This window comes from Streptomyces sp. NPDC048603, assembly GCF_043199475.1.
GTDB lineage: Bacteria > Actinomycetota > Actinomycetes > Streptomycetales > Streptomycetaceae > Streptomyces.
The window spans coordinates 211,760-236,673 of record NZ_JBICVY010000008.1 but is presented as its reverse complement, the minus strand read 5'-3'; the positions used below and the strand labels follow the sequence as shown (position 1 = coordinate 236,673).

Annotated in this window: 18 protein-coding genes; 7 read left to right on the top strand and 11 right to left on the bottom strand. The window is 72.9% G+C overall.

The features are described 5' to 3' along the window. Nucleotides 1–94 precede the first annotated feature (94 nt). Nucleotides 95–1,384 (top strand): phenylacetate--CoA ligase PaaK, encoded by a 1,290-nt coding sequence (gene paaK / locus ACGFQ9_RS21445; RefSeq protein WP_393575671.1) that lies wholly within the window; start codon nucleotides 95–97, stop codon nucleotides 1,382–1,384. Here paaK and ACGFQ9_RS21440 read toward each other — a convergent pair. Further along, nucleotides 1,353–2,726 carry an FAD-dependent monooxygenase gene (locus ACGFQ9_RS21440; protein ID WP_393575670.1) on the bottom strand — a complete coding sequence of 458 codons (1,374 nt, stop codon included), beginning with the start codon at nucleotides 2,724–2,726 and terminating at the stop codon, nucleotides 1,353–1,355. The two genes, paaK and ACGFQ9_RS21440, sit on opposite strands and share 32 nt — an antisense overlap. Nucleotides 2,727–2,826: 100 nt before the next feature. On the opposite strand from ACGFQ9_RS21440, the gene ACGFQ9_RS21435 reads away from it, so the two are divergent. The 3 genes from ACGFQ9_RS21435 (at nucleotide 2,827) to ACGFQ9_RS21425 (ending at nucleotide 5,503) form a co-directional block, all read left to right on the top strand. Continuing rightward, nucleotides 2,827–3,546 (top strand): TetR/AcrR family transcriptional regulator, encoded by a 720-nt coding sequence (locus ACGFQ9_RS21435; protein ID WP_393575668.1) that lies wholly within the window; start codon nucleotides 2,827–2,829, stop codon nucleotides 3,544–3,546. Nucleotides 3,547–3,692: 146 nt separating this feature from the next. Continuing rightward, nucleotides 3,693–4,508 (top strand): YhjD/YihY/BrkB family envelope integrity protein, encoded by an 816-nt coding sequence (locus ACGFQ9_RS21430; protein WP_393575993.1) that lies wholly within the window; start codon nucleotides 3,693–3,695, stop codon nucleotides 4,506–4,508. A gap of 107 nt (nucleotides 4,509–4,615) precedes the next feature. After that, nucleotides 4,616–5,503, top strand: coding sequence for a squalene/phytoene synthase family protein (locus ACGFQ9_RS21425; protein ID WP_393575666.1), 888 nt, complete (start codon nucleotides 4,616–4,618; stop codon nucleotides 5,501–5,503). A 48-nt stretch (nucleotides 5,504–5,551) separates the two neighbouring features. Here the strand turns inward: ACGFQ9_RS21425 and ACGFQ9_RS21420 are convergent, their stop codons facing one another. From ACGFQ9_RS21420 to ACGFQ9_RS21400, 5 genes are all read right to left on the bottom strand, one after another. Continuing rightward, on the bottom strand, nucleotides 5,552–5,905 hold the full coding sequence (locus ACGFQ9_RS21420; protein WP_393575992.1) for a hypothetical protein: 354 nt from the start codon (nucleotides 5,903–5,905) through the stop codon (nucleotides 5,552–5,554). A gap of 109 nt (nucleotides 5,906–6,014) precedes the next feature. After that, nucleotides 6,015–7,499: an AMP-binding protein gene (locus ACGFQ9_RS21415; RefSeq protein WP_393575665.1), complete on the bottom strand. Its 1,485-nt coding sequence runs from the start codon at nucleotides 7,497–7,499 to the stop codon at nucleotides 6,015–6,017. Nucleotides 7,500–7,576: 77 nt separating this feature from the next. Next, the gene (locus ACGFQ9_RS21410; protein WP_393575664.1) at nucleotides 7,577–8,677 is read right to left on the bottom strand and encodes a calcium:proton antiporter; all 1,101 of its coding nucleotides are present in this window, start codon (nucleotides 8,675–8,677) and stop codon (nucleotides 7,577–7,579) included. An 89-nt stretch (nucleotides 8,678–8,766) separates the two neighbouring features. Continuing rightward, on the bottom strand, nucleotides 8,767–10,359 hold the full coding sequence (locus ACGFQ9_RS21405) for an acyl-CoA synthetase (protein WP_393575663.1): 1,593 nt from the start codon (nucleotides 10,357–10,359) through the stop codon (nucleotides 8,767–8,769). A gap of 17 nt (nucleotides 10,360–10,376) precedes the next feature. Next, nucleotides 10,377–11,483 (bottom strand): NAD(P)H-dependent flavin oxidoreductase, encoded by a 1,107-nt coding sequence (locus tag ACGFQ9_RS21400; protein ID WP_393575661.1) that lies wholly within the window; start codon nucleotides 11,481–11,483, stop codon nucleotides 10,377–10,379. Between the two features lie 564 nt (nucleotides 11,484–12,047). Here ACGFQ9_RS21400 and ACGFQ9_RS21395 point away from each other — a divergent pair. Beyond that, complete coding sequence (locus ACGFQ9_RS21395; protein ID WP_393575660.1) at nucleotides 12,048–13,778, top strand: serine hydrolase; 1,731 nt, start codon at nucleotides 12,048–12,050, stop codon at nucleotides 13,776–13,778. A 40-nt stretch (nucleotides 13,779–13,818) separates the two neighbouring features. Next, nucleotides 13,819–14,598 (top strand): YoaK family protein, encoded by a 780-nt coding sequence (locus ACGFQ9_RS21390; RefSeq protein ID WP_393575658.1) that lies wholly within the window; start codon nucleotides 13,819–13,821, stop codon nucleotides 14,596–14,598. A 38-nt stretch (nucleotides 14,599–14,636) separates the two neighbouring features. Here the strand turns inward: ACGFQ9_RS21390 and ACGFQ9_RS21385 are convergent, their stop codons facing one another. From ACGFQ9_RS21385 to ACGFQ9_RS21370, 4 genes are all read right to left on the bottom strand, one after another. Then, entirely contained in the window at nucleotides 14,637–15,620 is a 984-nt protein-coding gene (locus ACGFQ9_RS21385; protein ID WP_393575657.1) for an antibiotic biosynthesis monooxygenase, read from the bottom strand. Then, nucleotides 15,617–18,343: a molybdopterin-dependent oxidoreductase gene (locus tag ACGFQ9_RS21380; RefSeq protein WP_393575655.1), complete on the bottom strand. Its 2,727-nt coding sequence runs from the start codon at nucleotides 18,341–18,343 to the stop codon at nucleotides 15,617–15,619. The genes ACGFQ9_RS21385 and ACGFQ9_RS21380 overlap by 4 nt, the downstream gene beginning before the upstream one ends. Further along, nucleotides 18,340–19,167: an FAD binding domain-containing protein gene (locus ACGFQ9_RS21375; protein WP_393575653.1), complete on the bottom strand. Its 828-nt coding sequence runs from the start codon at nucleotides 19,165–19,167 to the stop codon at nucleotides 18,340–18,342. The genes ACGFQ9_RS21380 and ACGFQ9_RS21375 overlap by 4 nt, the downstream gene beginning before the upstream one ends. Nucleotides 19,168–19,474: 307 nt before the next feature. Beyond that, complete coding sequence (locus tag ACGFQ9_RS21370) at nucleotides 19,475–21,082, bottom strand: phytoene desaturase family protein (RefSeq protein WP_393575651.1); 1,608 nt, start codon at nucleotides 21,080–21,082, stop codon at nucleotides 19,475–19,477. Nucleotides 21,083–21,369: 287 nt separating this feature from the next. On the opposite strand from ACGFQ9_RS21370, the gene ACGFQ9_RS21365 reads away from it, so the two are divergent. After that, a complete protein-coding gene (locus ACGFQ9_RS21365; protein WP_393575650.1) occupies nucleotides 21,370–22,674 on the top strand; it encodes a lamin tail domain-containing protein in 1,305 nt (434 codons plus the stop codon). 27 nt (nucleotides 22,675–22,701) lie between these two features. On the opposite strand, the gene ACGFQ9_RS21360 is transcribed toward ACGFQ9_RS21365, so the two are convergent. Continuing rightward, complete coding sequence (locus tag ACGFQ9_RS21360; RefSeq protein ID WP_393575648.1) at nucleotides 22,702–24,906, bottom strand: tetratricopeptide repeat protein; 2,205 nt, start codon at nucleotides 24,904–24,906, stop codon at nucleotides 22,702–22,704. Nucleotides 24,907–24,914: the final 8 nt, after the last annotated feature.

Sequence of the window (24,914 nt, the reverse complement as noted above, 5' to 3'; positions counted from 1 at the left end):
CAAAGCAGCGATCACTCGTTCGAGTCATTGAATAAGCGGGCCCGGTCCGGCAAGCTACCGAATGATCGGTCGGTTGGCGCGAGGGGGCGACGGCATGGACGAGGGCAAGGACGAGGGCGAGCGGCTCAGCCGTGACGAGCTGGCGGCGCTGCAGCTGGAGCGGCTGCGGGCGACCCTGCGCAGGGTCTACGACCGGGTGCCGTTCTACCGCCAGTCCTTCGACAAGGCGGGCGTGCATCCGGAGGACTGCCGGTCCCTGGCCGACCTGTCCCGTTTCCCCTTCACCACCAAGGCGGACCTCCGGGACAACTACCCCTTCGGGATGTTCGCCGTGCCGCGGACGGAGGTCCGGCGCATCCACGCCTCCAGCGGCACCACCGGCCGCCCCACGGTGGTCGGCTATACGGAGCACGACCTGGAGGTCTGGGCCGACGTGGTGGCGCGGGCGATCCGCGCGGCCGGCGGCCGGCCCGGGGACGTGGTGCACATCGCCTACGGGTACGGACTGTTCACCGGCGGCCTCGGCGCGCACTACGGCGCCGAGCGGCTCGGCTGCACGGTCGTGCCCGCGTCCGGCGGGATGACGGACCGCCAGGTCCGGCTGATCCAGGACTTCCGGCCCGGGATCATCATGGTCACGCCGTCCTACATGCTGACCCTGCTGGACGAGATGGAGCGCCAGGGCATCGACCCGCGCGCGACCTCGCTGCGGACGGGCATCTTCGGGGCGGAGCCCTGGACCGAGGAGATGCGCCGGGAGATCGAGGAACGGCTCGGCATCGACGCGGTGGACATATACGGGCTGTCCGAGGTGATCGGCCCCGGTGTCGCGCAGGAGTACGCGGAGACCAAGGACGGGCTGCACGTCTTCGAGGACCACTTCCTGCCCGAGGTGGTGGACCCGGTGACCGGCGAGGTGCTCCCGGAAGGCGAGCCCGGCGAGCTGGTGTTCACCTCCCTGACCAAGGAGGCGATGCCAGTGGTCCGGTACCGCACCCGCGACCTCACGCGGCTGCTGCCGGGCACGGCCCGGCCGGCGTTCCGCCGGATGGAGCGGGTCACCGGGCGTACCGACGACATGATCATCCTGCGCGGGGTCAACCTCTACCCGTCGAACATCGAGGAGATCCTGCTCCGCACGGCGGGGGTGGCCCCGCACTTCCAGCTCCGGCTGACCCGGGAAGGCCGGATGGACGCCCTGACGGTCCGCGCGGAGGCCCGCGCCGGGCTGGGTGCCGCAGAGCGGGAGATCGCGGCGGCGTCCGTGGTGCGCGCGGTGAAGGAGGGCATCGGGGTCTCGGTGGCGGTGGAGATCCTCGACCCGGGGACCCTGGAGCGGTCGATCGGCAAGATCAAGCGGATCGTGGACCTGCGGGACGCGTAGCCGCGGCGGGAGAGGTCGTGGTGGCCACCGCGGGAGGGGTGGCCGAGGCAGGTGCCGGGACCATGGCCGGAGCCGGAGCCGGAGCCGTGGCCGTGGCCGTGGCCGTGGCCGCCGCCGGAACCGCGGCCGGTGCCGTGGCCGCTTCGGGGCGCGCGGCCGCCGGTCGGTAGTCGGGCAGGGCGACCGTGTTGGTGGCCTTCCTGCCCTGCTCCATCATCCAGCGGAGGATCCGGGGCCGCCGGAGCAGGGCGTTGCGGGCGAGCAGGCCCCCGCGGGTGCCGGGGGCGAGGAAGGGGCCCGTGCGGTCGCCGCCCTTCTGGCAGCCCTCCGCGTAGGGGCGGATCAGCTGCTCGTAGCGGGCGAACGCGGTCCGGTGGTCGGGGGTGGCGGCCAGTTCGCCCGCCAGGACGTAGGCGGCGACGACGCCCGTGCCGGTGCCCATGCCACCGATGGTGGCACCGCAGGCCGCATCACCGACCAGGGCGATCCGGCCGGCCGACCAGGAGTCCACGTCGGCCCGGCTGATGGAGTCGAAGTACACCTCGGGCGCCTCCTCCAGGGACTCCAGGAGCCTCGGGACCTCCCAGCCGAGGCCGGCGAAAGCCTCGGCGATCAGGGCCTTCTGCCGGCCGAGGTCATGGCGGTCGTACACCGGCTCCGGGGCGGCGAACACGAAGAAGGCGCGTGCCCGGTCGGGGCGCAGGTGGTCGGTGCCGACACTGGCGAGCCGGCCGGGGCCGTTGAGGCCCACGGAGCCCTCGCCGGGGCCGAGGCCGAGGTGGTTGGGCAGGCTCCAGGTGGCCGCGCAGTAGCCGAGGTGGCGCACGTACCGCTCCTCCGGGCCGAACGCGAGGCGGCGTACGTGCGAGTGCAGGCCGTCGGCTCCGATCACGAGGTCGTACAGGGCCGGCTCCGCGTGGCGGAAGGTGACGTGGACCCCGTCCCCGGTGTCCCTCAGCGAGGTGATCGAGTCGCCGAAGCGGTAGTCCGCGTACGGGAGGCTGTGCTCGTACAGCACCCGGGCGAGGTCCCCGCGCAGGACCTCGATGTCGCCGCCCGCGAACTCGGCGGGCAGGTGCAGCAGTTCCCTGCCGCGCTCGTCGACGAAGCGCATGGGGCTGCCGCCGGTCTCCACGGCCCGCAGCCGGTCGAGCACTCCCGTCCGTTCCAGCACGGTGAAGTGGGTCTCGCCACGGAAGTCCACCGCCTGACCGCCCTCGCGCGGACCGGGGGCGACCTCCACGACGGTGACCTCGAAGCCGTGGCGGCCCAGCCAGTGGGCGAGGGTGGGGCCGGCGATGCCGGCGCCGGAGACGAGGACGGTACGGGCGCTGCGGGTCATGAACGCTCCTCGGTCGGGATCACATTAACCGTGTCCCAGGGACACAGTTTCTATATGTGTACCGTAGACACAGTTTTTGACCCTCGCAAGGGAGGTAGCGGTGACGGAAGAGACGGTGCGGCTGCTGTGGGGTCCGCCGGCCGGACCGCGACGGGGGCCCAAGCCGGCGCTGAGCCTGGACCGGATCGCCGCGGCCGGGATCGAGGTCGCCGACGCCGAGGGGCTGTCCGCGCTGTCCATGCAGCGCGTGGCCGAACTGCTCGGCAAGACCAAGATGTCCCTCTACCGCTACGTCCCCGGCCGGGCCGAACTGGTCGCACTGATGGTCGAGTCGGCGATCGGCGACCCACCGGGAGCGACCGGGGTAAGCGCGGCGGGCGAGGGCTGGCGCGGGCGGCTCGGCCACTGGGCCCGGTCCCTGGCGGCGGTCTTCCGGCAGCACCCCTGGCTGCTGGACGCCACGCTCGGAGCCCGGGTGGCGGGCCCCAGGGAACTCGACTGGACGGAGGAGGCGCTCGGCGCGCTGGACGGGACCGGCCTGACCGGGGCCGAGCGGCTGGACGCGGTGGTCCTGCTCACCGGCCACGTCCGGGGCATCGCCCAGCAGACCCGCGCCCTGTCGGGCTCCGGCGAGGACCCGGAGGAACAGCTGGCCTCGGTGATGGGCCGGCTGACGGCCGAACACGCGGACCGCTACCCTGCCCTGACCTCCGCCCTGAGCGGGGCCGCGAACCGGCCGGAGGAGCGGAACCAGGCTCTGGAGTTCGGCCTCGAACGCATCCTCGACGGCCTGGACGCGCTCGTCACCGCGCGGAGGTAGCCGTACGGGGCGGACTCCGGCCCGGCCGGCGGCCCGGGGTGCGGCCGCGACGGCACGCACGGCCGGATGCACCCCTTCGGGCGCTCTTGCCGCCCGGTCCCGCGGACCGCGGCCGGACGGCGGGTAGGGCACCTGGTGTGACCTCGATGTTCCGGCACCTGTACGACAGGCTCCTGGCCTCCCGGATCGGTCTGGCCTGGAGCCGTGGCCGGGAGATCGAGCTCATGCACCGGGCGATGGGGTTCGCCGCGCTCGGCTTCCTCACCCTGGTGCCGCTGCTGATCGTCGTGGCGGCGGCCGCGCCCGGCAGCGGCGAGAACTTCGGCCGCTGGTTCGCGCAGGCCCTCGGGGTCACACGGTCCTCGCGGGCGGAGCTGGAGGCCCTGTTCGGCTCGGCCGACCTGGCCCTGGAACGCACCACCGCGTTCGGCCTGGCCGCCGTCACCGTCTTCGGCCTGACCTTCGGCTCGGCCGTCCAGACCTGCTACGAGAAGATCTGGGACGTACCCACGGCGCGCTGGCACACCATGTGGCGGCACGTCGTCTGGCTGGCCCTGCTGTGCTGCTACCTGGGCCTGCTGGTCCTGATCCCGGCCCCGCCCCACAACACCTTCGGCACCGTCTCGGGCACCCTCGGGGACCTCATCGGCACCTGCCTGTTCTTCTGGGTCTCGCAACGCGTCCTGCTCGGCGGCCGGGTGCGGTGGCGGGCGCTGCTGCCGGGCGCGGTGGCGACCAGCCTCGGCCTGCTGGGGCTCCGCATCTTCTCCCAGCTGGTGTTCTCGCCGCTCATCGCGTCGAACGCCGTCACGTACGGTCCCTTCGGCACCCTCCTGGTCGTCCAGTCCTGGCTGGTCGGCGTCGGCTTCGTGGTCTACGGCGGGGCGATGGTGGGCCGCATGATGCACGAGCACCTCACCCTCCGCCAGCTCCGGCGGACGGGTGTACTCCCCCACGACTGACTCCCCCGGCCGGCCTCCGGGACCGCTCGAACCCACCGGGACCTGCCAGGACCCGCCGGAACCCTCCGGGTACGGTGATCACACGATCACCCGAATGGAGTAGTCCCTTGCCCAGTTGGCGCCGCACCCTCACCTCGGCCGACGTGACCGGCCCGGCCCTGCGGGCCGACTACACCGCCGCCGCCCGACGGGTGCTGAGCCGCGAGAAGGCCCCCTACCTGGCCCTGCGCCTGCTGGCCGCGCCGCCCCTGGTCCCGTATCTGACGGCGGGTCTGGCCTTCATGAACCTGGTCGACGACATCGCCGAGAACGGCACGGCGGAGGAACGTTCCTCCGGCCTCGCCTCGCTGGCCGAGCGGCTCGCCGCCGGCGGCGGCACGGATCCGGTCCTGCGCGCCTACGCGCACGCCGTGTCGGTGCGCGGGCTGCCCGACCACTGGATCAAGAGTTTCCTCGCGGGGGCGGAGACCGCCGAGGCGGGGTTCACCGGCTTCGCCACCGAGGCCGATTTCCAGGCGTACGTGGAGGCCTATGCCTGGCCGGGGATCACAGTCTTCACCGGACTGCAGTACCCGGGCGGACCGGACGCGGAACAGGCCGCGGCCTGGCGCCGTTTCGTGGACGCCGCGCAGCGGGTCGATTTCCTCGCCGATCTGGCGGGCGACCTGGCCTCGGGCCGCCTGTGCCTGCCGCTGGACCGGCTGGACGGGCACGGGGTGACCCGTACCGACCTCGAACAGGGGCGCGACACCACCGGGGTGCGGGCGCTCCTGGCCGGTGAGTGCGCCCTCGCCCGGGCCGCGCTCGACGCCGCGCGGGACGTGGTCGGCCACTCCGACCCGGGTCTGCGCCGGGTCGGCCGCACCATGCTGGAGCTGATGGCCCACCAGCTCACGCTGGTCGAACGCGCCGGACCCGCGGCCCTGAGCCAGGACATCGGCTACGGCACACTGGCCCCCCTGCGCATCCTGGCCCGCGCCGCCACCGGCCGCTGACAGCCGGACGCCACCCGCCGTCCGCCGTCCGCCGTCCGCCGTCCGCCGCTAACGGAATTCGTGCACGACCTCGATCCTGCCGACGATGTGCGCGTTGAACTCGGCCAGCTCCTCCGCCGGCACCCACAGCTCCAGGATCGTCCGTCCCCCCGCCTGCCGCACCGGGTACAGGGCGGCGAACTCCGACTCGACCTCGAATCGGGTCACGTACCCCACGCCGCTGTGCTTGACGTTCCAGTCCCGCGCGATCCTGATCGCGTAGTCCTCGTTCAGGACCGGATAGAAGATCGGCTGGTCGGGCAGCCGCGGCGGCCAGGCGCGCCAGTCCGACTCCCGGACCAGCTCCAGCTCCTCGGGCCCGGTGGGCCGCCACAGGGTCGTCGTAGGTCGCCGGTCGGTCATCGTCATCGCTCTCCGCGCTGGGCGGGCCACTGGAACGGCCCGCGGGAGACCGGACGCTACCGGTCTCCCGAGCCCGTCGGCCACGGGATTTCCCCTGGTCTCCGGCGTGTCAGCCGGTGAAGCGGGTGCGGAGTTCGCGTTTGAGGATCTTGCCGCTGGCGTTGCGCGGGAGGGAGTCGACGAAGAGGACGCGCTTGGGGGCCTTGAAGTGGGCCAGGCGTTCGCGGGCATGGGTGAGGAGTTCCTCCTCCGTCACCGTGCCGCGCGGGACGACGACCGCGGTGACGGCCTCGATCCACCGGTCGTCCGGCAGGCCGATCACGGCCGCCTCCGCCACGCCCGCATGGGTGTAGAGGGCGTCCTCGACCTGCCGGGAGGCGACCAGGACGCCACCCGAGTTGATGACGTCCTTCACCCGGTCGACGACGGTGTAGTAGCCCTCCGCGTCGCGGACCGCCAGGTCGCCCGAGCGGAACCAGCCCTCGCGGAAGGCCTGTCCGGTGGCGGCGGGGTCGTTCCAGTAGCCCTGGCACAGCTGCCGGGAGCGGTACACCACCTCGCCGGGCGTGCCGTCGGGGACGTCCGCCCCCTCCTCGTCGACGACCTTCGCCTCCACGTGCCGTACGGGGCGGCCGCAGGAGTCCATCCGGCCCTCGTGCTCGTCCGGCCCGAGGACGGTGGCGAGCGGGCCGATCTCGGACTGGCCGAAGCAGTTGTAGAAGGCCAGGCCCGGCAGCCGGCTCCGGAGCCGTTCCAGGACGGGGACGGGCATGATCGAGGCGCCGTAGTACGCCTTGCGCAACGCGCCCAGGTCGCGGACGGTGAACTCCGGGTGGTTGGCCAGGCCGATCCACACGGTGGGCGGGGCGAACAGGCTGTCCGCGCGGCCCTCCTCCACCAGGTCGAAGATCCGCTCGGCGACCGGGGCGTCCAGGATGGTGTTCTCCGCGCCGACGGCCAGGTAGGGCAGCAGGAAGACGTGCATCTGCGCCGAGTGGTAGAGCGGGAGGGAGTGGACCGGGCGGTCCCCTTCCGCCAGGTCGAGGGCCTCGATGGCGCTCTCGTACTCGTGACACAGCGCCTCGTGCGTCATCATCGCCCCCTTGGGGAGCGCGGTGGTCCCGGAGGTGTAGAGCAGCTGCAGCAGCACGGTGGGGTCGGCGGACGGGTCGTACGGGGCCGGGGGCGCGGCCGTCACGGCCTGCAGCGGACGCACCGGGTACCCGGCGGGGACCTTCCCGGCGAGCTCCGGGTCGGCGAGGACCAGGGAGCTGCCGGAGTTGCCCAGGATGTGCTCCAGGTCCTCGCCCGTCAGGTTCTGATTGACGGGTACGTGCACCAGCCCGGCCCGCGCGCAGGCCAGATAGGCGACCAGGTAGGCGTCGGAGTTGTGGGCGAAGGTGGCGACGCGGTCGCCCGCGGCCAGTCCCCAGGGCCCGCGGAACAGGGCGGCCGCGGCGGAGACCGCCGCGTCGAGTCCGGCGTACGTCCAGCACCGGTCCCGGTAGCGGACGGCCGTCCGGTCCGGGACCCGGGCCGCACTGTCCCGGACCAGGCCGTCGACGGTGTGGTGCCGGACCTGCTGCTTCGTCACGCCGACCTCGTCTCACCGATGGGATGTCAAGCCGGATGCTGGCAGATCCGGGCGTCTTCCGGCAGGGCTCCGGACCGTCAGGGACTCACCGCGAGGAAGAGGTAGGCGGCGAGGATGACCAGGTGGACGCCGCCCTGGAGGAGGGTGGCCCGGCCGGGGACCACGGTCAGCGCGCCGACGACCACGGTCAGGGCGAGCAGCACCATGTGGGTCGGACCGAGCCCGAGGACCAGCGGCCCGGACAGCCATACGGAGGCCAGGGCGATGGCGGGGATGGTGAGGCCGATGCTGGCGATGGCGGAGCCGTAGGCCAGGTTGAGGCTGGTCTGGACCCGGTTGCGGCGGGCGGCGCGGACGGCGGCCAGGGTCTCGGGAAGCAGCACCAGCAGGGCGATGATCACGCCGACGACGGCCTGTGGGAGGCCGGCGCCGGCGACGGCGGACTCGATGGTGGGCGAGACGGCCTTGGCGTCGCCGACCACCGCGACCAGGGCCACCAGCAGCAGGCCGAAGCTGAGCACGGCGGCGCGGAGGGCGGGCGGCTCGGCGTGATCGTCTTCGGAGGAGGTGCCGCCGGTCTCCACCGGGAGGAAGTAGTCCCGGTGCCGGACGGTCTGGACGCCGATGAACAGCGCGTAGAGGGCGAGCGAGGCCACTGCGGCGAAGGCCAGTTGGGGCGTGGAGAACTCGGGGCCGGGCTTGCTGGTGGTGAAGGTGGGCAGGACGAGGCTCAGCACGGCGAGGGTGGCGACGGTGGCGAGGGCGGCGCCGGAGCCCTCCGCGTGGAAGACGGCGACCCGGTTGCGCAGGGCCCCGACGAGCAGGGACAGGCCGACGATGCCGTTGCAGGTGATCATCACCGCGGCGAAGACGGTGTCGCGGGCGAGGGTGGCGGTCTTGGGACCGCCGTCGGCCATCAGGGTGACGATCAGGGCCACTTCGATGACGGTGACGGCGACGGCGAGGACCAGCGAGCCGAAGGGTTCGCCGACCCGGTGGGCCACCACCTCGGCGTGGTGGACGGCGGCCAGGACGGCACCGGCCAGGCAGAGCGCCACCAGTCCCACCGCCCAGCCGGGCAGGGCCCGCCCCCAGCTCAGGATCAGCGCGACGAGCGCCACGAGGGGGACCAGCAGGGTCCAGTCGGTCAGGGGGGATCTCCGCGTTGCCGTACTCATGCCCCCAAACCTGCCATGACGTGGACAGCCGGGACGAACCCGACACCTCGTGGAGGGCCGGGTCCGCCCCCGGGCTCCCGGTCCCCGGGTCACATCGGGCGGTCGTGGCCCTCCCAGTAGGGGTCGCGCAGTCGGCGCTTGTACAGCTTTCCGTTGGGGTCGCGCGGCATGGCGGCGATGAAGTCCACGCTCCTGGGGCGTTTGTAGCCGGCGAGACGGCGTGCGCAGTGGGCCAGGATCTCGGCGGACAGGGCGGGTCCGGCGGTGAAGCCCTCGGCGGGCTCGACGACCGCCTTGACCTCCTCGCCCCAGTCGGCGTGCGGGATGCCGAAGGCGGCGGCGTCGGCCACGGCGGGGTGGGTGAGCAGCGCGGACTCGATCTCGGCGGGGTAGATGTTGACCCCGCCCGAGATGATCATGTCGATCTTGCGGTCGCGGAGGAACAGGTATCCCTCCTCGTCGAGGACCCCGAGGTCGCCGACGGTGAAGAAGTCCCCGATGCGGTTCTTCCGGGTCTTGCCCTCGTCCTTGTGGTAGCTGAAGCCGCCGGTGCTCATCTTCATGTAGACGGTGCCGAGTTCACCGGCGGGCAGCCGGTTGCCCTCGTCGTCGAAGACGGCGAGCTCGCTGATCGGCCATGCCTTGCCGACGGTCCCGGGCCTCTTGAGCCATTCCTCGGCGGTGGCGAACGCGCCGCCTCCCTCGCTGGCCGCGTAGTACTCCTCGACGCAGTGGCCCCACCACTCGATCATGGCCCGCTTGACGTGGTCGGGGCAGGGCGCGGCGCCGTGGATGGCGTGCCGCATGGAGGACACGTCGTACGCGTCCCTGGTCTGCTGCGGGAGCGCGAGCAGGCGGTGGAACTGGGTGGGCACCATGTGGGTGTGGGTGGCCCGGTGGGCGTCGATGAGGCGGAGCATCTCCTCGGGGGTCCACCTGTCCATCAGCACCAGCGGGTGGCCGATGTGCAGGGACGCCCCGGCGAACTGAAGGACGGCCGTGTGGTACAGCGGCGAGCACACCAGGTGGACGTTGTCGTCGAAGGGGCGGATGCCGAAGATGGCGAGGAAGCCGCCGAGGTAAGTCTCCTCCGGAAGCCTGCCGGGCAGGGGGCGGCGGATGCCGCGCGGCCGGCCGGTGGTGCCGGAGGTGTAGTTCATCACCCAGCCGAGGGTGCGCTCGGCGGGGGCGGTGTCCGGCCGGCCGTCGAGGAGTCCGGCGTACGGGCGGAAGCCGGCGACGGTTCCGACGGCGTAGCGGTGGCTCGCGGGCAGGGCCGCCTCGTCGGCGGCGGCTCCGGCGGCCTCGGCGAACCGCTCGTGGGCGATCAGCACCTTGGCGCCGGAGTCGGAGACGATCCAGGCGATCTCGGGGCCGACCAGGTGGTGGTTGACGGGGACGAGGTAGAAGCCGGCCTGTGAGGCGGCGAGGTAGGCGGTGAAGAACTCGACGCCGTTGGGGAGGACGACGGCGAAGGCGTCGCCGCGTTCCAGACCGGCGGCGCGCAGGCCGTGCACGAGGCGGTTGGCGTCGGCGTGGAGGCGGCCGGCGGACCACTGCTCTCCGTTCGGAGCGGTGAGCACGATCCGGTCGGGGTCGGCGGCGGCCTGGGCCCAGAATCCGTTCGGCACCTTGGTGGCGGTCTCGGTCTCGGCGGGCTCGGTCTTGGCGGGCTCGGTCATGGCGGGCTCGCTCCTCCTCAGGCTCGGCCGGCGATGCGGTTGATGCGGTCGACCGCCCGCTCGAATCCGCGGGTGAGGTCGTCGAACACGGCCCGGACGCTGCGTTCGCTGTTCATCCGGCCGACGATCTGGCCTACGGGGGTGCCGAGCAGGGGCTGGACCTCGTACTTCTGGATGCGGGAGACGGCGTCGGCGACGAGGAGGCCCTGGAGCGGCATGGGGAGGGCTCCCGGGCCGTTCGGGTCGTCCCAGGCGTCGGTCCACTCGGTGCGGAGCTGGCGGGCGGGCTTGCCGGTGAGGGCGCGGGAGCGGACGGTGTCTCCGCTGCCGGCGGCGAGCAGCTTCTCGGTGAGGGCCCGGGAGTGCAGGTCGGCCTCGGTGGTGGTGAGCCAGAGGGAGCCGAGCCAGACGCCCTGGGCGCCCAGGGCCAGGCCGGCGGCGACCTGTTCGCCGCTGCCGATGCCGCCGGCGGCGAGCACCGGCAGCGGGGCCACGGCCTCGGCGATCTCGGGGACCAGGACCATGGTGGCGATGTCGCCGGTGTGGCCGCCGGCCTCGTAGCCCTGCGCGACGACGATGTCGATGCCGGCCTCGGCGTGCCGGCGGGCGTGCTTGGCGCTGCCGGCCAGGGCGGCGACGAGCACGCCGTGGTCGTGGGCGCGGGCGATGACGTCGGCGGGCGGCGAGCCCAGGGCGTTGGCGAGGAGCTTGATGGGATAGTCGAAGGCGACGTCGAGCTGGTTGCGGGCGACCTGTTCCATCCAGCCGGTGATGCGCCAGCCGGAGGCCTCGCCCTCGGGGAGCACGGGGACGTCGTGCTTGGCGAGGGTGTCGCGGACGAACTCGCGGTGCCCGGCGGGGATCATCGCCTCGATGTCGGCCTCGGTGACACCGTCCACGGCCTTCTTGGCGGGCATGACGACGTCCAGGCCGTAGGGCTTGCCGTCGGTGTGGGCCTGTATCCAGTCGAGATCGCGCCTGAGCTCGTCAGGGGCGGTGTAGCGCACCGCACCCAGGACGCCGAAGCCGCCGGCGCGGGTGATGGCAGCGGCGACCGCCGGGAAGGGCGTGAAGCCGAAGATGGCGTGCTCGACTCCCAGTTTCTTGCTCAGCTCCGTCTCCATGGGGCGCAGGATGCCGCAGCGCGGCAGCCGAGGGAAGAGGTTTTCTGATGCAGCGTCAGATTCTTTGCGGGCCGGTCGGGGCGCCAGGTGCCGGGCGGGCGGGCAGATAACCGTTAGCGTGCGCGAGGACGGACAGGAGGACGGCTCATGGACGGGGAGACGGGGGCGTGCGAAGGGGCGTGCGCGGGGGCGCACCAGGGGCCGGCGGCCGGCCTCCCCGGCGGGTCGGGCAGGACGGGCGCACCGTCCGGGGCGGCCGCCCCGGACGGGATCCCCACGGCCCGGGCAGCGGATGCCGCCGGGGGCCCGGCCGACGACGGCCGGACGAGCCCCTGCGGGCACGGAAGTTGGCGGGGCGACCGGGACGGCGGCGGCACGCGCACGAGCGGCCTCCGCGGCCGCGGGCGCGGAGGGACGGATGCCGCGGCCGGGGATGCCCCGCACCGGAGCGGGGGCGAGGACTGCGCGCCTGCGGCGGGCGGGCACGGAGGCGGGCGCCCGGGCGCGGCCGGAGGCGGGCTGAGCCGGAGGCGGCTCGGGGCGCGCCTGCTGGCCCTCGGCGGGGTGGTGCTGCTCGGGGCCGCGCTGCCCGGGAGTGCCGGGGCGGCGGGCGGGCCGGCCGAGCGGCGGGCGTTGCAGGGGCTGCGGCTGCGGTACGGATCGGCCCGGCAGGCGGGACTGGTGGAGCGGCACCTGGAGGCGGTGGCGGACGCGGCCCGGCGTTTCCTCGGTCCTTCGCCGGAGCACCCCTACTACGCCGGTGCCGTGGTGCTCGCGGGACGGGGGCGTACGGTCGCCCTGCACCGGGCGATGGGGGACGCGGTCCGGTACGCCGACTACGACGGCCGGACCGACCGGCCGCGCGAGTTCCCCGCCGCGGAGCGGATCGCGGTGGCGGAGGACACCGTCTTCGACCTGGCCTCGCTGACCAAGCTGTTCACCTCGGTGCTCGCGGTGCAGCAGATGGAACGCGGCCGGCTGGATCTGGAGGCCCGGGTCGACCGGTACCTCCCCGAGTTCACCGGCGGCGGCAAGGAGCGGATCACGGTCCGTCAGCTGCTCACCCACACCTCGGGGCTGCGCTCGTGGGCGCCCTTCTACCACGAGTCCACCCGGGAGGGCCGGCTGCGGCTGCTGTGGTCGGTGCAGCCTCAGGAGACGCCCGGGAGCGTGTACAGGTACTCGGACCTGAACCTGATCGCGCTGCAGCTGCTCTTGGAACGGATCACCGGTCGCACCCTGGACACCCTGCTCCACGACGAGATCACCGCTCCGCTCGGAATGCACCGCACGCGCTACAACCCACCGCTCTCCTGGCGCCGGATCACCGCAGCCACCGAGGTGCAGCGCCCGCCCTGGTCCGGCGTGGACCGCGGCCTGGTCTGGGGCGCGGTCCACGACGAGAACGCGTACGCCCTGGGCGGGGTCGCCGGCCACGCCGGCATCTTCGGCACCGCCTGGGACCTGGCCGTCCTCGCCCGCGCGCTGCTCGACGGGGGCGCCTACGCCGGCAAGCGGATCCTCCGCCCCGCCTCCGTCGAGCTGCTGTTCACCGACTTCAACACCGCCTTCCCCGGCCACGACCACGGCCTCGGCTTCGAGCTCTACCAGCACTGGTACATGGGCGCGATGGCCACCCCGCAGTCCGCCGGCCACACCGGCTTCACCGGCACCTCCCTGGTGCTGGACCCGTCCACCGACTCCTTCCTCATCCTGCTCGGCAACTCCGTCCACCCGGTGCGCACCTGGCGGGCCGGCAGCGCTCCCCGCGTCGCCGCCGGCAACGCCTTCGCCCGCGCCGTACCGGTCCGCACCCGGCACGGCGGGGCCGCCTGGTTCTCCGGAATGACCCCCGGCGGATCCGGCACCCTCACCCTCCCCCCGGTCACCCCCTCCGGCGACGGTGCCCGCCTGCGCTGCGCCGTCTGGTGGGACACGGTGCCCGGCGAGGGCTCGCTGACCCTCGAAGCCTCGGCCGACGGTGTGGCATGGACCCCCGTGCCCTTCACCACCGTCCGCACCACCGGAGGCAGCCCGGAGGAGTGGCCGGGCGGCACCGTGGGCGGCTGGTCCGGACGGATCTGGCACCGCCTGGAGGCGTCCCTCGCCGCCTGGGCGGGACGGGAGGTCCGGGTCCGCTTCCGCCACACGGCCACCGGCCGGTACGTGGGGCGCGGGGTGTACCTGGACGTGCTGCGGATCTCGGAGCGGGCCGGGGCACCGCTGTTCGCCGAGGACCGCCCGCAGGACGCCGCCCGCATCGAGGCGGCCGGCTGGACCCGCTCGGCCGACTGAACCGGAACGACCGGAACGGACAGAAGGAGGCCGAGGGACCGTGCAGCCGCCCCAGCCACCGCAACCGGACGAGCAGCCGGCCCGGCCGCCCGCCGGGCAGCCCGGCCCTGCCCGGACCTTCGGGCGCCCGCTGACGGCCCTCGCCGCGCTGATGGCCGTCCTCACCGTGGTCACCGGCCTGGTCGAAGCGGCCAGCCTGCTCGCGCTCGGCACCGTGTTCACCGGCATGCAGACCGGGAACGTGCTGTTCCTCGCCTTCGGCACGCTCGGCGCGGGCGGGCTGTCGGTCGTGGGCCCCGCCACCTCCCTCGGCGCGTTCGCTGTCGGCGCGCTGGCCGGAGCCCGCCTGGAGCGGCAGCTGGAGGCACACCGGCAGCGCTGGTTCGTCATCGCCCTGCTCATCGAGGCCGCGCTGATGTCCGTGGCCGCCGTGATCGCCTGGGACCTGGAGCCGGTGCGCTCCTCCCCCACCGGCCGCCACCTCGCCACCATCGCCCTGCTGGCCGCGACCATGGGCATGCGCAACGTCACCGCGATGCGGGTCAGCGTTCCCGACATGCCGACCACCTTGGTGACCCGTGCCATGACCGCGTTCGTCGGCGGTTCGCCGCTCGGTCACGACCCGGCGTTCGGGCACGTGCGGGGCGCCACCGCCCGGCGGGCCGGGTCGGTCGTCGCCATGTTCGCCGGCGGCCTGGCCGGAGCGGCGTACCTCCGTCTGGGCTGGCCGTTGCAGGCACTCCTGCTCACCGCCGCCGCGCTGGTGCTGCTGGCCGCCCTCGTGCGCGTACCGCAGCCGCGGCTGACCACGACCCGCTGACCGCGGGCGGGGCGGTCTCCGGCCGCACCGCCCGAAGGTCAGGGCAGCGTCCAGATCTGCCGTGTCACGAGGTAGAAGACCACGACCCAGAACACGGTCACCGCGGCGACGGTGCCGAGGCCGATGAGGTTGGTCCTCGTGGCCGGTTCGTCCGGGCGCGGCCACAGCCACCGCCTGAGCAGCCGGTTCACGTAGTAGGGCATCGTGAAGAAGCTCATGATGAAGCTCGACAGCAGGTTGCCCACGAGCAGCCCGAACCAGAGGGGCCACTTCAGCGGCGACAGCAGGAGCGTCAGCAGGACGACGGTCGGGTACAGGCCGACCCAGACCGCGACGGCGGTCTTGGTCTCCGAGGGCGGGGGCGCTTCCTTGCCGTTCTCCTCGAAGGCGAACCAGCTGCCGAACGAGTTGTCGATCGTGTGCAGTTTGAAGTCGTTGAACTTCTTGCCCTCGGCGAGGAGTTCCTGCCGCGTCGCCGAGGTCAGCCAGGCATCCAGGTGCTCGGCGTTGTCGTACCGGTACAGGGTGGTCCACTCGTCCTGGAGTCCCTCGACCGGGCGGAAGACCTCGGTCCCCCGGAACCCTTCGAACTTGCTCTCCTCCTCGGTCATGTGGTTCTGCCAGGCGAGGAAGTCGTCCACGTGGTGCGGGGGGACGCGGTGGGTGACCACCACGGTGACGAGCGGGTCCGCCGGCTGCGTACCGCCGCTGATCACCTGCTGCGTCCCGGGACCGTCGAAGTACTTCTCGCCGCTGTCGAGGAGTCTCTGCCTGGTCGCACCGTTGATCCATGCCTGGAGATGGGCGATCGAGTCGAACCGGTAGACGACGACCCAGTCGGGCTGCAGGTCCGTCGGCGGGGACACCTCGGCGCCGAGGTGTCCGGGGTACCGGGAGGCAGCGGCGTTGACGTCCTCCTGCCACTTCGCGTACTCGTGCTCCATTCCGGGCCGGATCTTGTGGCCGATGATGACCGTCGCCGCGGCGTCCATGTGTTTCTCGGCGTGCTTCTCGGTGGTCATCGTCCCGTGCCCGTCCGCGCCCACTGGCTCTCACCGATCCGGCTGTAGATGCGCTCCGGGGTGAGGGGCAGTTCGCGGTAGCGGACGCCCGTGGCGTCGCGGAGCGCGTTCGCCAGGGCGGGGGCCACCGGGTTGATGCAGCATTCCGCCATACCCTTCGCCCGCATGGGTCCGACGGAGTCCGACGAGCCCACCAGCAGGAGTTCGGTGCGGGGGACGTCCGCGTAGGTGGGAATCCGGTAGTTGCGGAGGTTCGGGTTGACCATGGCACCGTCCGCGTCGACCTGGTAGTTCTCGGTCAGGGCGAATCCGATGCCCTGGGCGACACCACCGTCCACCTGTCCCCGGACCTGCTCGGGGTTGATCAGCACTCCTGCGTCGGCCGCGTGCACGCTGTACAGGACGCGGATCTCCCCCGTCACCTGGTGGACGGCGATGCGGAACCCCTGGGTGTTGGAGGTCACGCTGCGGGGCGAGCCGTAGGCCTTGCGGGCCGCGGTGAAGCGGATGCCGCGCGCCTGGGCGAGGGCGACGAGCTCGGCCAGCGCGACGCGATCGTCCCCACAGACCACGTACTCGTCGTCCATCGTGCACATCACGACGTGGACACCCGTGTGCGCGGCGGCGAACTCCAGGATGCGGTCGCGTACCGCGTTGGCCGCGCGGAGGACCGCGTTGCCCGCCACGAACAGTCCGGCACTGGCGAACGCACCGGTGTCGAATCCGGTACGGTCGGTGTCGGACTGCACCAGGCGGATCCGCGACGGGGTCGTACCCAGCTGGTTGGCCGCGATCTGCACGTGGGCGGTGGACGTGCCCTCGCCGAATTCGACGGTGCCGACGGCCAGCTCGTAGACGAGGTCGTCGCCGAGGGTGATCCAGGCCTCGGAGATGTGGTCGGTCGGAGGCGCGGTCTCGTGCAGGGAACTCGCCACCCCGACCCCGACGAGCCACCCCGGGCCGGGGGACGGCTGGTCGGAGGTACGGGCAAGGGCGCCCGCCACGAGGTCGATGCACTTGGACAGCCCGTCCTCGTTGAACATCACGTCGTCGGGACCGTCGTGCATGGCGACGAGGGAGTCACCGGGGCGCACGATGTTGCGGCGTCGCAGGTCGAGCGGATCCATGTGCAGGGCGAGGGCCAGTTCGTCCATCGCCGATTCCACGGCGAACGCCGGCTGGGTCATCCCGTACCCGCGCAGCGCCCCGCTCGGAACGGTGTTGGTGTAGACGGAGTAGGCGTCGTACTTCTTGTTGGGGCAGCGGTAGATCATGACGGCGGCGCCGCCCGCGTACAGCGTCTCGCCGCCGTGGTTGCCGTAGGCGCCGGTGTTGGAGACGTTGCGCACCTCGAACGCGGTGAGCGTGCCGTCCGCCTTCGCGCCGAGCTTGACCGTCAGCTTCATCGGGTGCCGGGGCGAGGCGGTGGTGAACTCCTCCTCGCGCGTGTACTCGAAGCAGACGGGCCGCCCGGTGTCGAGGGCGGCGAGCGCGGCGAGGTCTTCCGAGATGACCTCCTGCTTGCCGCCGAACCCGCCGCCGACGCGCGTGCAGAACACGCGGAGCTGGTCCGGGCGGAGCGCGAAGAGGTAGGCCAGTTTGACCTTGGCGATCGACGGCGACTGCGAACTGGTGCGGACGTTCAGCCGGCCATCCTCCATCCAGGCGATCGAGCCATGGGTTTCGAGGTGCGCGTGCTGCACGCGCGGGGAGAAGTAGGTGCCTTCGTGGATCACGTCGGCGGCGGCGAAACCCGCGTCGACGTCGCCGATGTGCGAGTGGAGTTCCAGCAGGATGTTGCGGGCCGGGTCGCGGGCGAACGGGTCGTCGGAGCTGTGCAGTTGGGGCGCGCCGTCGGCCATGGCCTGCTCGGGGTCGAGAACCGCCGGCAGCACCTCGTACTCCACGTTCACCTTGCGGCAGCCCTCCTCCGCCGCGCCGACCGTGTCGGCGAGGACCGCGACGACGCGCTGGCCGACGAAGCGGACCGTGGCGTCGAGGATGTGGGTGTCGTCCGGGTCGACGAGGTGGTCGGTGTGGATCGCCGTGGTGAACCGTTTGCGCGGTACGTCCTCCCAGGTGTAGACGCGGTGCACGCCGGGCACCGCGAGCGCGGCGGTCTTGTCGATGGAGGCGATCCGGGCGTGGGCGTGGGGCGAGTGCAGCACCTTGAGGTGCAGCATGCCCTCCATGTGGGTGTCCATGGTGAACTCGGCGCGGCCGGTCACCACGTCCTCGGCGGCCGGCGCGCCGACGCTCGTCCCGACCGCCCTTCCCGGCCCGGGCGTTTCGATACCGGTGATGCCCTTCACGGCGTCCTCGATCTCCCGGTAGCCGGTGCAGCGGCACAGGTTGCCCTTCAGCGCCCGCGGCAGGTCCTGCTTCTGGGCCTCGGTGAAGGTGGCCGAGGTCATGATCATCCCGGCGGTGCAGAAGCCGCACTGGAACCCCGGGGCGTCGCGGAACCGCCGCTGTACGGGATGCAGGCTCCCTGGTGATCCCAGCCCCTCGATCGTGGTCACCTCACGGCCGTCCGCCCGGAAGGCGGGGGTGATGCAGCTGTGCACCGGTACGCCGTCCAGCCAGACGGTGCACGCACCGCAGTCTCCGGCGTCGCAGCCCTTCTTGACGCCGTAGTGGCCGAGTGACCGCAGGAAGGTCCGCAGGCACTGGCCGGGGGCCGGCTCCTCGTCGAAGCTCCTGCCGTTCACGGTGTACGTCATGGCAGGTCTCCGGACATCAGTTCCCGGCGGATCTCTTCGGCGAAGTGCTTCGTCAGGTGGCGGCGGTGGTCGGGGGTGCCGTTCGGATCGGCGAACCAGACGTCGGCGGCGATGACGTCGATGCTCTGCTGCAGGGTGCCCGCGTCTGGCATGGTGTCGAAGGCCAGGCGCACGGGCCGTGTGGTACCCGCCGTGACGGTGAGCATCAGGTCGCTCGTTCCCCGCGTATGCGTACCGATGAGGAACACCGTCGATCGGCCGAGGCGGGTGAGCGAGAAGCGCCGGTGCGTGACACGTTTACGCAGGGCGCGCGCAGGGATGCGGACCCGTCGCAGGATCTCCCCGGGAGTGAGGACGTTCAGGTGGTTGCCGGTCACGAAGTCGAGGGCGTCGACCGTGCGCACGGATCCGTCCGGGGCCCACAGCTCGTACTCGGCCTCCAGGGCGACCGTCAGCGTGATCATCGGACCGGCCGGCAAGGACATGCAGATGTTGCCGCCGACGGTGGCGGAGTTCCAGACCTTGAACGAGGACAGGAACGCCTCGCAGCTCTTCGCGATGAGGCCGCCCGCGGTCCAGTGGGCGGGCGGCTCGAATGCGTACAGGTCGCGGATGGTGCACGTGGCGCCGATCTCCAGGCCCGCCTCACTCGGGACGAGGGAGTCCCAGGACAGCGCCGTCAGGTCGACCAGGCGGTGCAGGTCCGGCTGCTCGGCGGAGAACAGCCAGGTCCCGCCCGCGAGCCAGGCGTCGCCTTCGCGCCAGACCTCGCCCGGCCGGTCGGGCGGGCGCCGGACGACTTCGGTGATCGTGTTGAGGTCCATGGGTATTGCTCTCCCTCACGACGACACTGTGCGAGGGACCGCCTACGGGCACGGCCCACCGGCGCGCGGTGCCGCTCGCAGGCCCGGCGATGCCGAAGGAAGGGTCCGGTATGTGCTGAAGGTGGCACGGCCTCGGAAGACAGAACCGACGGTGTCCGCTCCGATCGGACCATGTCGGGAGGGCTGTGTGCCCGGAGATTCCCTTCCAGCGTATGCAGAACGGACCCGTACCGCCCAGTCGAGGCTTCGCAGCGCCCATTCCGGAGGCCGCCCGCACATCCCGGAGGGCACCCTGGCCCGAGCCGTCTCAGGAGCCCTCCAGCACCGCCATCGCCGCGTTGTGGCCCGGGATGCCGCTGACGCCGCCGCCGCGCACGGCGCCCGCGCCGCACAGCAGCACGGTGCGGTGCCGCGTCTCCACGCCCCACCGGCCCGCCGCGCCCACCGCGCCCGCCGTTCCCTCCGCGTCCCGCTCCGCCGCGTACGGCCAGGACAGTTCGCGGTGGAAGATGTTGCCGCCGGGCAGCCGCAGGTCGCGGTCCAGGTCCAGGGGGGTCCTGGCCTCGATGCAGGGGCGGCCGTCCTCGTCCTCCGCCAGGCAGTCCATCAGCGGCTCGGCGAGGTGGGCGTCGAGCTGGGCGATGGTCCCGGCCAGCAGCACCTCCCGGGTCTCCTCGTTGGCCCGTTCGAACAGCCGGGCGGGGGTGTGCAGTCCGAACAGGGTCAGCGTCTGGTAGCCGCGCTCCACCAGTTCCGGGCCGAGGATCGAGGGGTCGGTCAGCGAGTGGCAGTAGATCTCCGAGGGCGGTGCGGCCGGCAGCTCCCCCGAGGCGGCCTGCGCGTAGGCGCGGGCGAGTTCGGCGTACCCCTCCCCGATGTGGAAGGTCCCCGCGAACGCCTCGTGCGGGTCGACGGCGGAGTCGCGGAGCCTGGGCAGCCGCCGCAGCAGCATGTTCACCTTCAGCTGGGCGCCCTCGGCCGCGGGTGCGGGCGGTTCCTCGCCCAGCAGCCGGCCGAGTTCCCGGGGCGAGGCGCCCACCAGCACCCGGCGGCAGGCGACGCGGCCCTCGCCCGAGGCCGTACGGAACGTCACCTCGGCGGAGTCCACGCCGTCGGTGTCGATCCGTACCGCCTCGTGCCCGGTGGCGATCTCCACCCCGGCCGCCCGGGCGGCCCCGGCCAGCGCGTCCGTCAGGGCGCCCATCCCGCCGACGGGCACGTCCCAGTCCCCCGTGCCGCCGCCGATCACGTGGTAGAGGAAGCAGCGGTTCTGTGCCAGCGACGGGTCGTGGGCGTCGGCGAAGGTGCCGATCAGACCGTCGGTCAGCACCACGCCCCGCACCAGGTCGTCGGTGAAGCGCTCCTCCAGCGCCACCCCGAGCGGCTCCTCGAACAGGGCCCGCCAGGCGGTCTCGTCGTCGATCCGCTTGCGCAGTTCCGCCCGGTCCGGCAGCGGTTCGGTGAGCGTGGGGAACACCTGCCGCGCGACCCGCCCGGTCATGGCGTAGAACTCGCGCCAGCGCTCGTACTCCCGGTCCGAGCCGGTCAGCCGGGCGAAGGACTCCCGGGTCCGCTCCTCCCCGCCGCCGACCAGCAGTCCGGTGGCCCGGCCGTCACGGACCGCCGGGGTGTAGGAGGAGACCGTGCGCTTGCGCACCGCGAAGTCCAGTCCCAGGTCGCTCACGATCTTCGGCGGCAGCAGCGAGACCAGGTACGAGTAGCGGGAGAGCCGGGCATCGACGCCCGCGAACGGGCGGGTGGAGACGGCGGCGCCGCCGGTGTGCCCGAGCCGTTCGAGGAGCAGTACGGAGTGCCCGGCGCGGGCCAGGTAGGCGGCCGCCACCAGCCCGTTGTGTCCACCGCCGACGATCACGGCGTCGTACAGGTCCGTCCGGAAGCCATGAGTCCTGTTCATGGCCCTTCCTAACACGGCACCAATCTCCGGGCCAGGGGGCGTGCGGAGGCCCGGGGTCTCGTGGCCGAAACCGGTCCGCCGGGGCGCCGCCGTCCGTCGCACCCTGTGCTCTTCGCCCCGGCACCGTCCGGGTTCGTTCCTTGCGGGCGAGTTCGTCACCGCATCGGCCGACCCTCGCGTGTCCCGCCCCGGGCCGCCGACCCGACCCGTCCAAGGTGTGCTGCGACCGGTTGCCGGAGAGCCGGGGTCGGCCCGACCCCACCGGGCAGCCGCGCACGGGAGGCATCATGGTCGGTGGGAAGAAGCAGGCCGCGGGCGGAAGAGTGAACGGAACCCGGCTGAGGCGTGCCTCGGTCTTCCTCGCCGCGCTCGCGGTTCCCGTGGTGCTGTCCGCCGCGCCGGCACACTCCCAGTCGGCCGACCTGTTCTTCACCGAGTACGTGGAGGGCACGGGGAACAACAAGGCACTGGAGATCTTCAACAACACCGGTGCCCCGGTCAGCCTGACCGGCTACAGCGTGCAGTACTTCTTCAACGGGAGCGCCACGGCGGGTCTGACCATCAACCTCACCGGCACCGTCGCCCAGGGCGACGTCTTCGTGCTGGCGCAGGCCCTGGCGGACCCGGCGATCCTCGCCGTGGCCGACCAGACCAACACCGGTGCCTGGTACAACGGCAACGACGCCGTCGTGCTCCGCAACGGCACCACGGTCATCGACTCCATCGGTCAGGTCGGCGTGGATCCGGGCGTGGAGTGGGGAACCGGCCTGCAGAGCACCATGGACAACACCCTGCGGCGCAAGGCCGCGATCACGACCGGCGACCCGAACCCGTCGGACGCGTTCAACCCCGCGGCCGAATGGGACGGTTTCCCCGTCGACACCTTCGGCGGCCTCGGGGTTCCACCGTCCGGCAACAGCGCCCCGAGCGTGGCCGTGACGCCCGGTGGCGCGTGCGGCATCAGGTCCGGCACGCTGAACCTCCTGGTGTCCGACCCTGACAGCGACCCGGGCGACCTGATCCTCTCCGCCGTGTCGTCCAACCCGGGCCTCGTGCCCCCCGGCAACGTGACCTTCGCCGGGGCCGGGGCGAACCGCACCGTCACCGCCACCGCCCTCCCGGATCAGACCGGCACGGCGGTGCTGACCATCACCGTCAGCGACGGCCAGGACACCGGGACGGCCACGGCCGTGGTGAAGGTCGGCGGCGACGCGAGCGAGACCCTGACGGGTACCGCGGGTCCGGACGTCCTGCTCGGTCAGGGCGGCAGCGACAACCTGGACGGTGGCTCCGGCCACGACCTCCTGTGCGGCGCGGGCGGCAACGACGTCCTCAACGGGCAGGACGGCGAGGACACCCTCGACGGCGGTGGCGGCAACGACGGTCTGCTGGGCGGCAACGGCAACGACACCCTCGCGGGCGAGGGCGGCAACGACGTGCTGTCGGGCGGCAACGGCGACGACGTCCTCGGCGGCGGCCCCGGCAACGACGGGCTCACCGGCGGCGCGGGCGCCGACGCCATGACCGGTGGCCCCGGCAACGACGTCGTCCTCGACTTCACACCCGTCGACGGGGACACCAGCTCGCCCTGACCGCGGGACATGGCCCTGAAGACACCCTCAGGCGCCGGGCGCGCCGACCGCCGGCGGCAGGGCGCTGCCGTAGGTGAAGCCCTGGCCGCGCAGTTCGACGGCACGGGCCCGGACGGTGGCGGCCTCGGCCTCCCGGCCGAGCCGGTCCAGGCAGTACGCCTCGTCGCCGAGGGCGTCCAGGGTCTCGGGGTGGTCGGGGCCCAGCGCGCGCTCGCGCGCCCCGGCGATCTCCCGGTAGATCGGCAGTGCCTCGCCCCAGCGGCCGAGCCAGCCGAGCCCGACGGCGACCTCGCGGCGGCTGACCAGTGTGTCGGGGTGGTCGGCGCCCAGCACCTTGGCGCGCAGCCCGCCCACCTGGCGGGCCTCGGCCACGGCCTCGTCCCAGCGGGCCAGCCGGCCCAGGTTGACGCCGAGGACGTGGCGGGCCCGCAGGGTCTCCGGGTCGGTGGCGCCGTACGCCCGGGTGCGGTCGCGGACCAGGGAGCGGAACAGGTCGAGGGCCTCGGTGCCGCGGCCGAGCCGGCCGAGCGCGATGCCCACCTCGTAGCGGGCGGCCAGGGTGCCGGGGTGGTCGCGGCCCAGGGTCCGTTCCCGGGCGGCGGCCACCTGCCGGTAGCCGTCGAGGGCGTCCTCCCAGCAGCCGAGCTGGCCCAGCGCGTACGCCGCCTCGTAGCGGGTCAGCAGGGTGTCCGGATGGTCGGGGCCGAGGGCCCGGGCCCGGGCGGCGGCCACCTCTTCGGCGGTGATGTGGGCCTCGGCGTACCGGCCGAGGCGGCCGAGCGCGCAGACCAGGTTGTGCCGGCACAGGAGGGTGTCGGGGTGGTCGGCGCCCATGGTCCGGATCCGGGCGGCGAGCACTTCCTCGTACGCCTCCCGGGCCTGCTGGTAGCGGCCGAGCTGGCCCAGGACGTACGCGGTCTCCTGGCGCGCGGCGAGGCTGTCGGGGTGGTCGGGGCCGAGCACGCGGGCGCGGGCGGCGGCGACCGCGCGGTGTTCGGCGAGCGCGTCGGCGGGGCGGCCGGAGTGGCTCAGGGCGCAGGCCGCCTCGAAGCGGGCGGTGAGGGTGTCGGGGTGCTCGGGGTCGGCGTCGCCGGGCGGGCGCGGCACGCCGTAGGGGGCGGTGAGGCGAGGGTCCTCGGAGGCGGCCGGCCGGGCCGGCACGGCAGGTACGACCGGTACCGCCGGCACGGCAGGCACGGCAGGCACGGCAGGCACGGCACCGGGGGTCGGCTTGGCGACCGTCCAGGCACCGGTCAGCACCGTCCACGCGCCGCTCGCCGGGCGGGCGTCGATGCCCGCCGGGCGGCCGCCGGTCATGCCCCGCGCCCAGGCGGGCAGGGGCAGCTCGACCGGGCCCGTGACGGGCAGCGGACCGCGGCGGGCCGCGAGCAGGCCCTCGTGCAGCCGGCGGGCGTCGGCCGGGCGCTCCTCGGGGCACTTGGCGAGCAGGTCGAGCACCACCTGCTCGAAGTAGGCGGGCAGTTCGGGCCGGTGCTGCCGGGGCGGCACGGGCGGGGTGTCCCGGTGGCCGACCAGCACCGACCAGGAGTCGCCCAGGTCGAAGGGCGGCGCGCCGGTGGCGATCTCGTAGAGCACGCAGCCCAGCGAGTAGAGGTCGCTGCTGTGGTCGACCTCGCCGCCGGCGATCTGCTCGGGGGACATGTAGTGCGGGGTGCCCATGGCCATGCCGCCGCCGGTCAGTTTGGCGGTGAAGCCGATGTCGTGGGCGAGCCGGGCGATGCCGAAGTCGCAGATCTTCACGGTGCCGTCGGTGAGCCGCATGATGTTCGCCGGCTTCAGGTCGCGGTGCACCACGCCCTGCTCGTGCGTGTAAGCGAGGGCGGCAGCGACCTGTTCGGCGATGTCCACGACCACGTCCACGGGCAGCGGGCGGCGGCCGTTGTCCTCCATCAGCTGGCTGAGGTTGCGGCCCTCCAGCAGCTCCATGACCAGGTAGAGCATGCCGCCGGAGGCGCTCTCGTCGCCGAAGTCGTGGACGACGGTGACGCCGCGGTGCTGGAGCGAGGCCGCGACCCGCGCCTCGCGCCGGAAGCGCTCGCGCAGCACCTGGGTGAAGTGGGCGTCCTGTTCCGGTCCGAGCGGTTTGAGGCACTTGACGGCGACATGACGGCCGAGGGATTCGTCGCGGGCGCGCCACACCTCACCCATGCCGCCCCGGCCGATCAGGTCCAGTGACCGGTATCGGCCATGGATCAGTCTGCTCTCCGCCATCTTTCGGT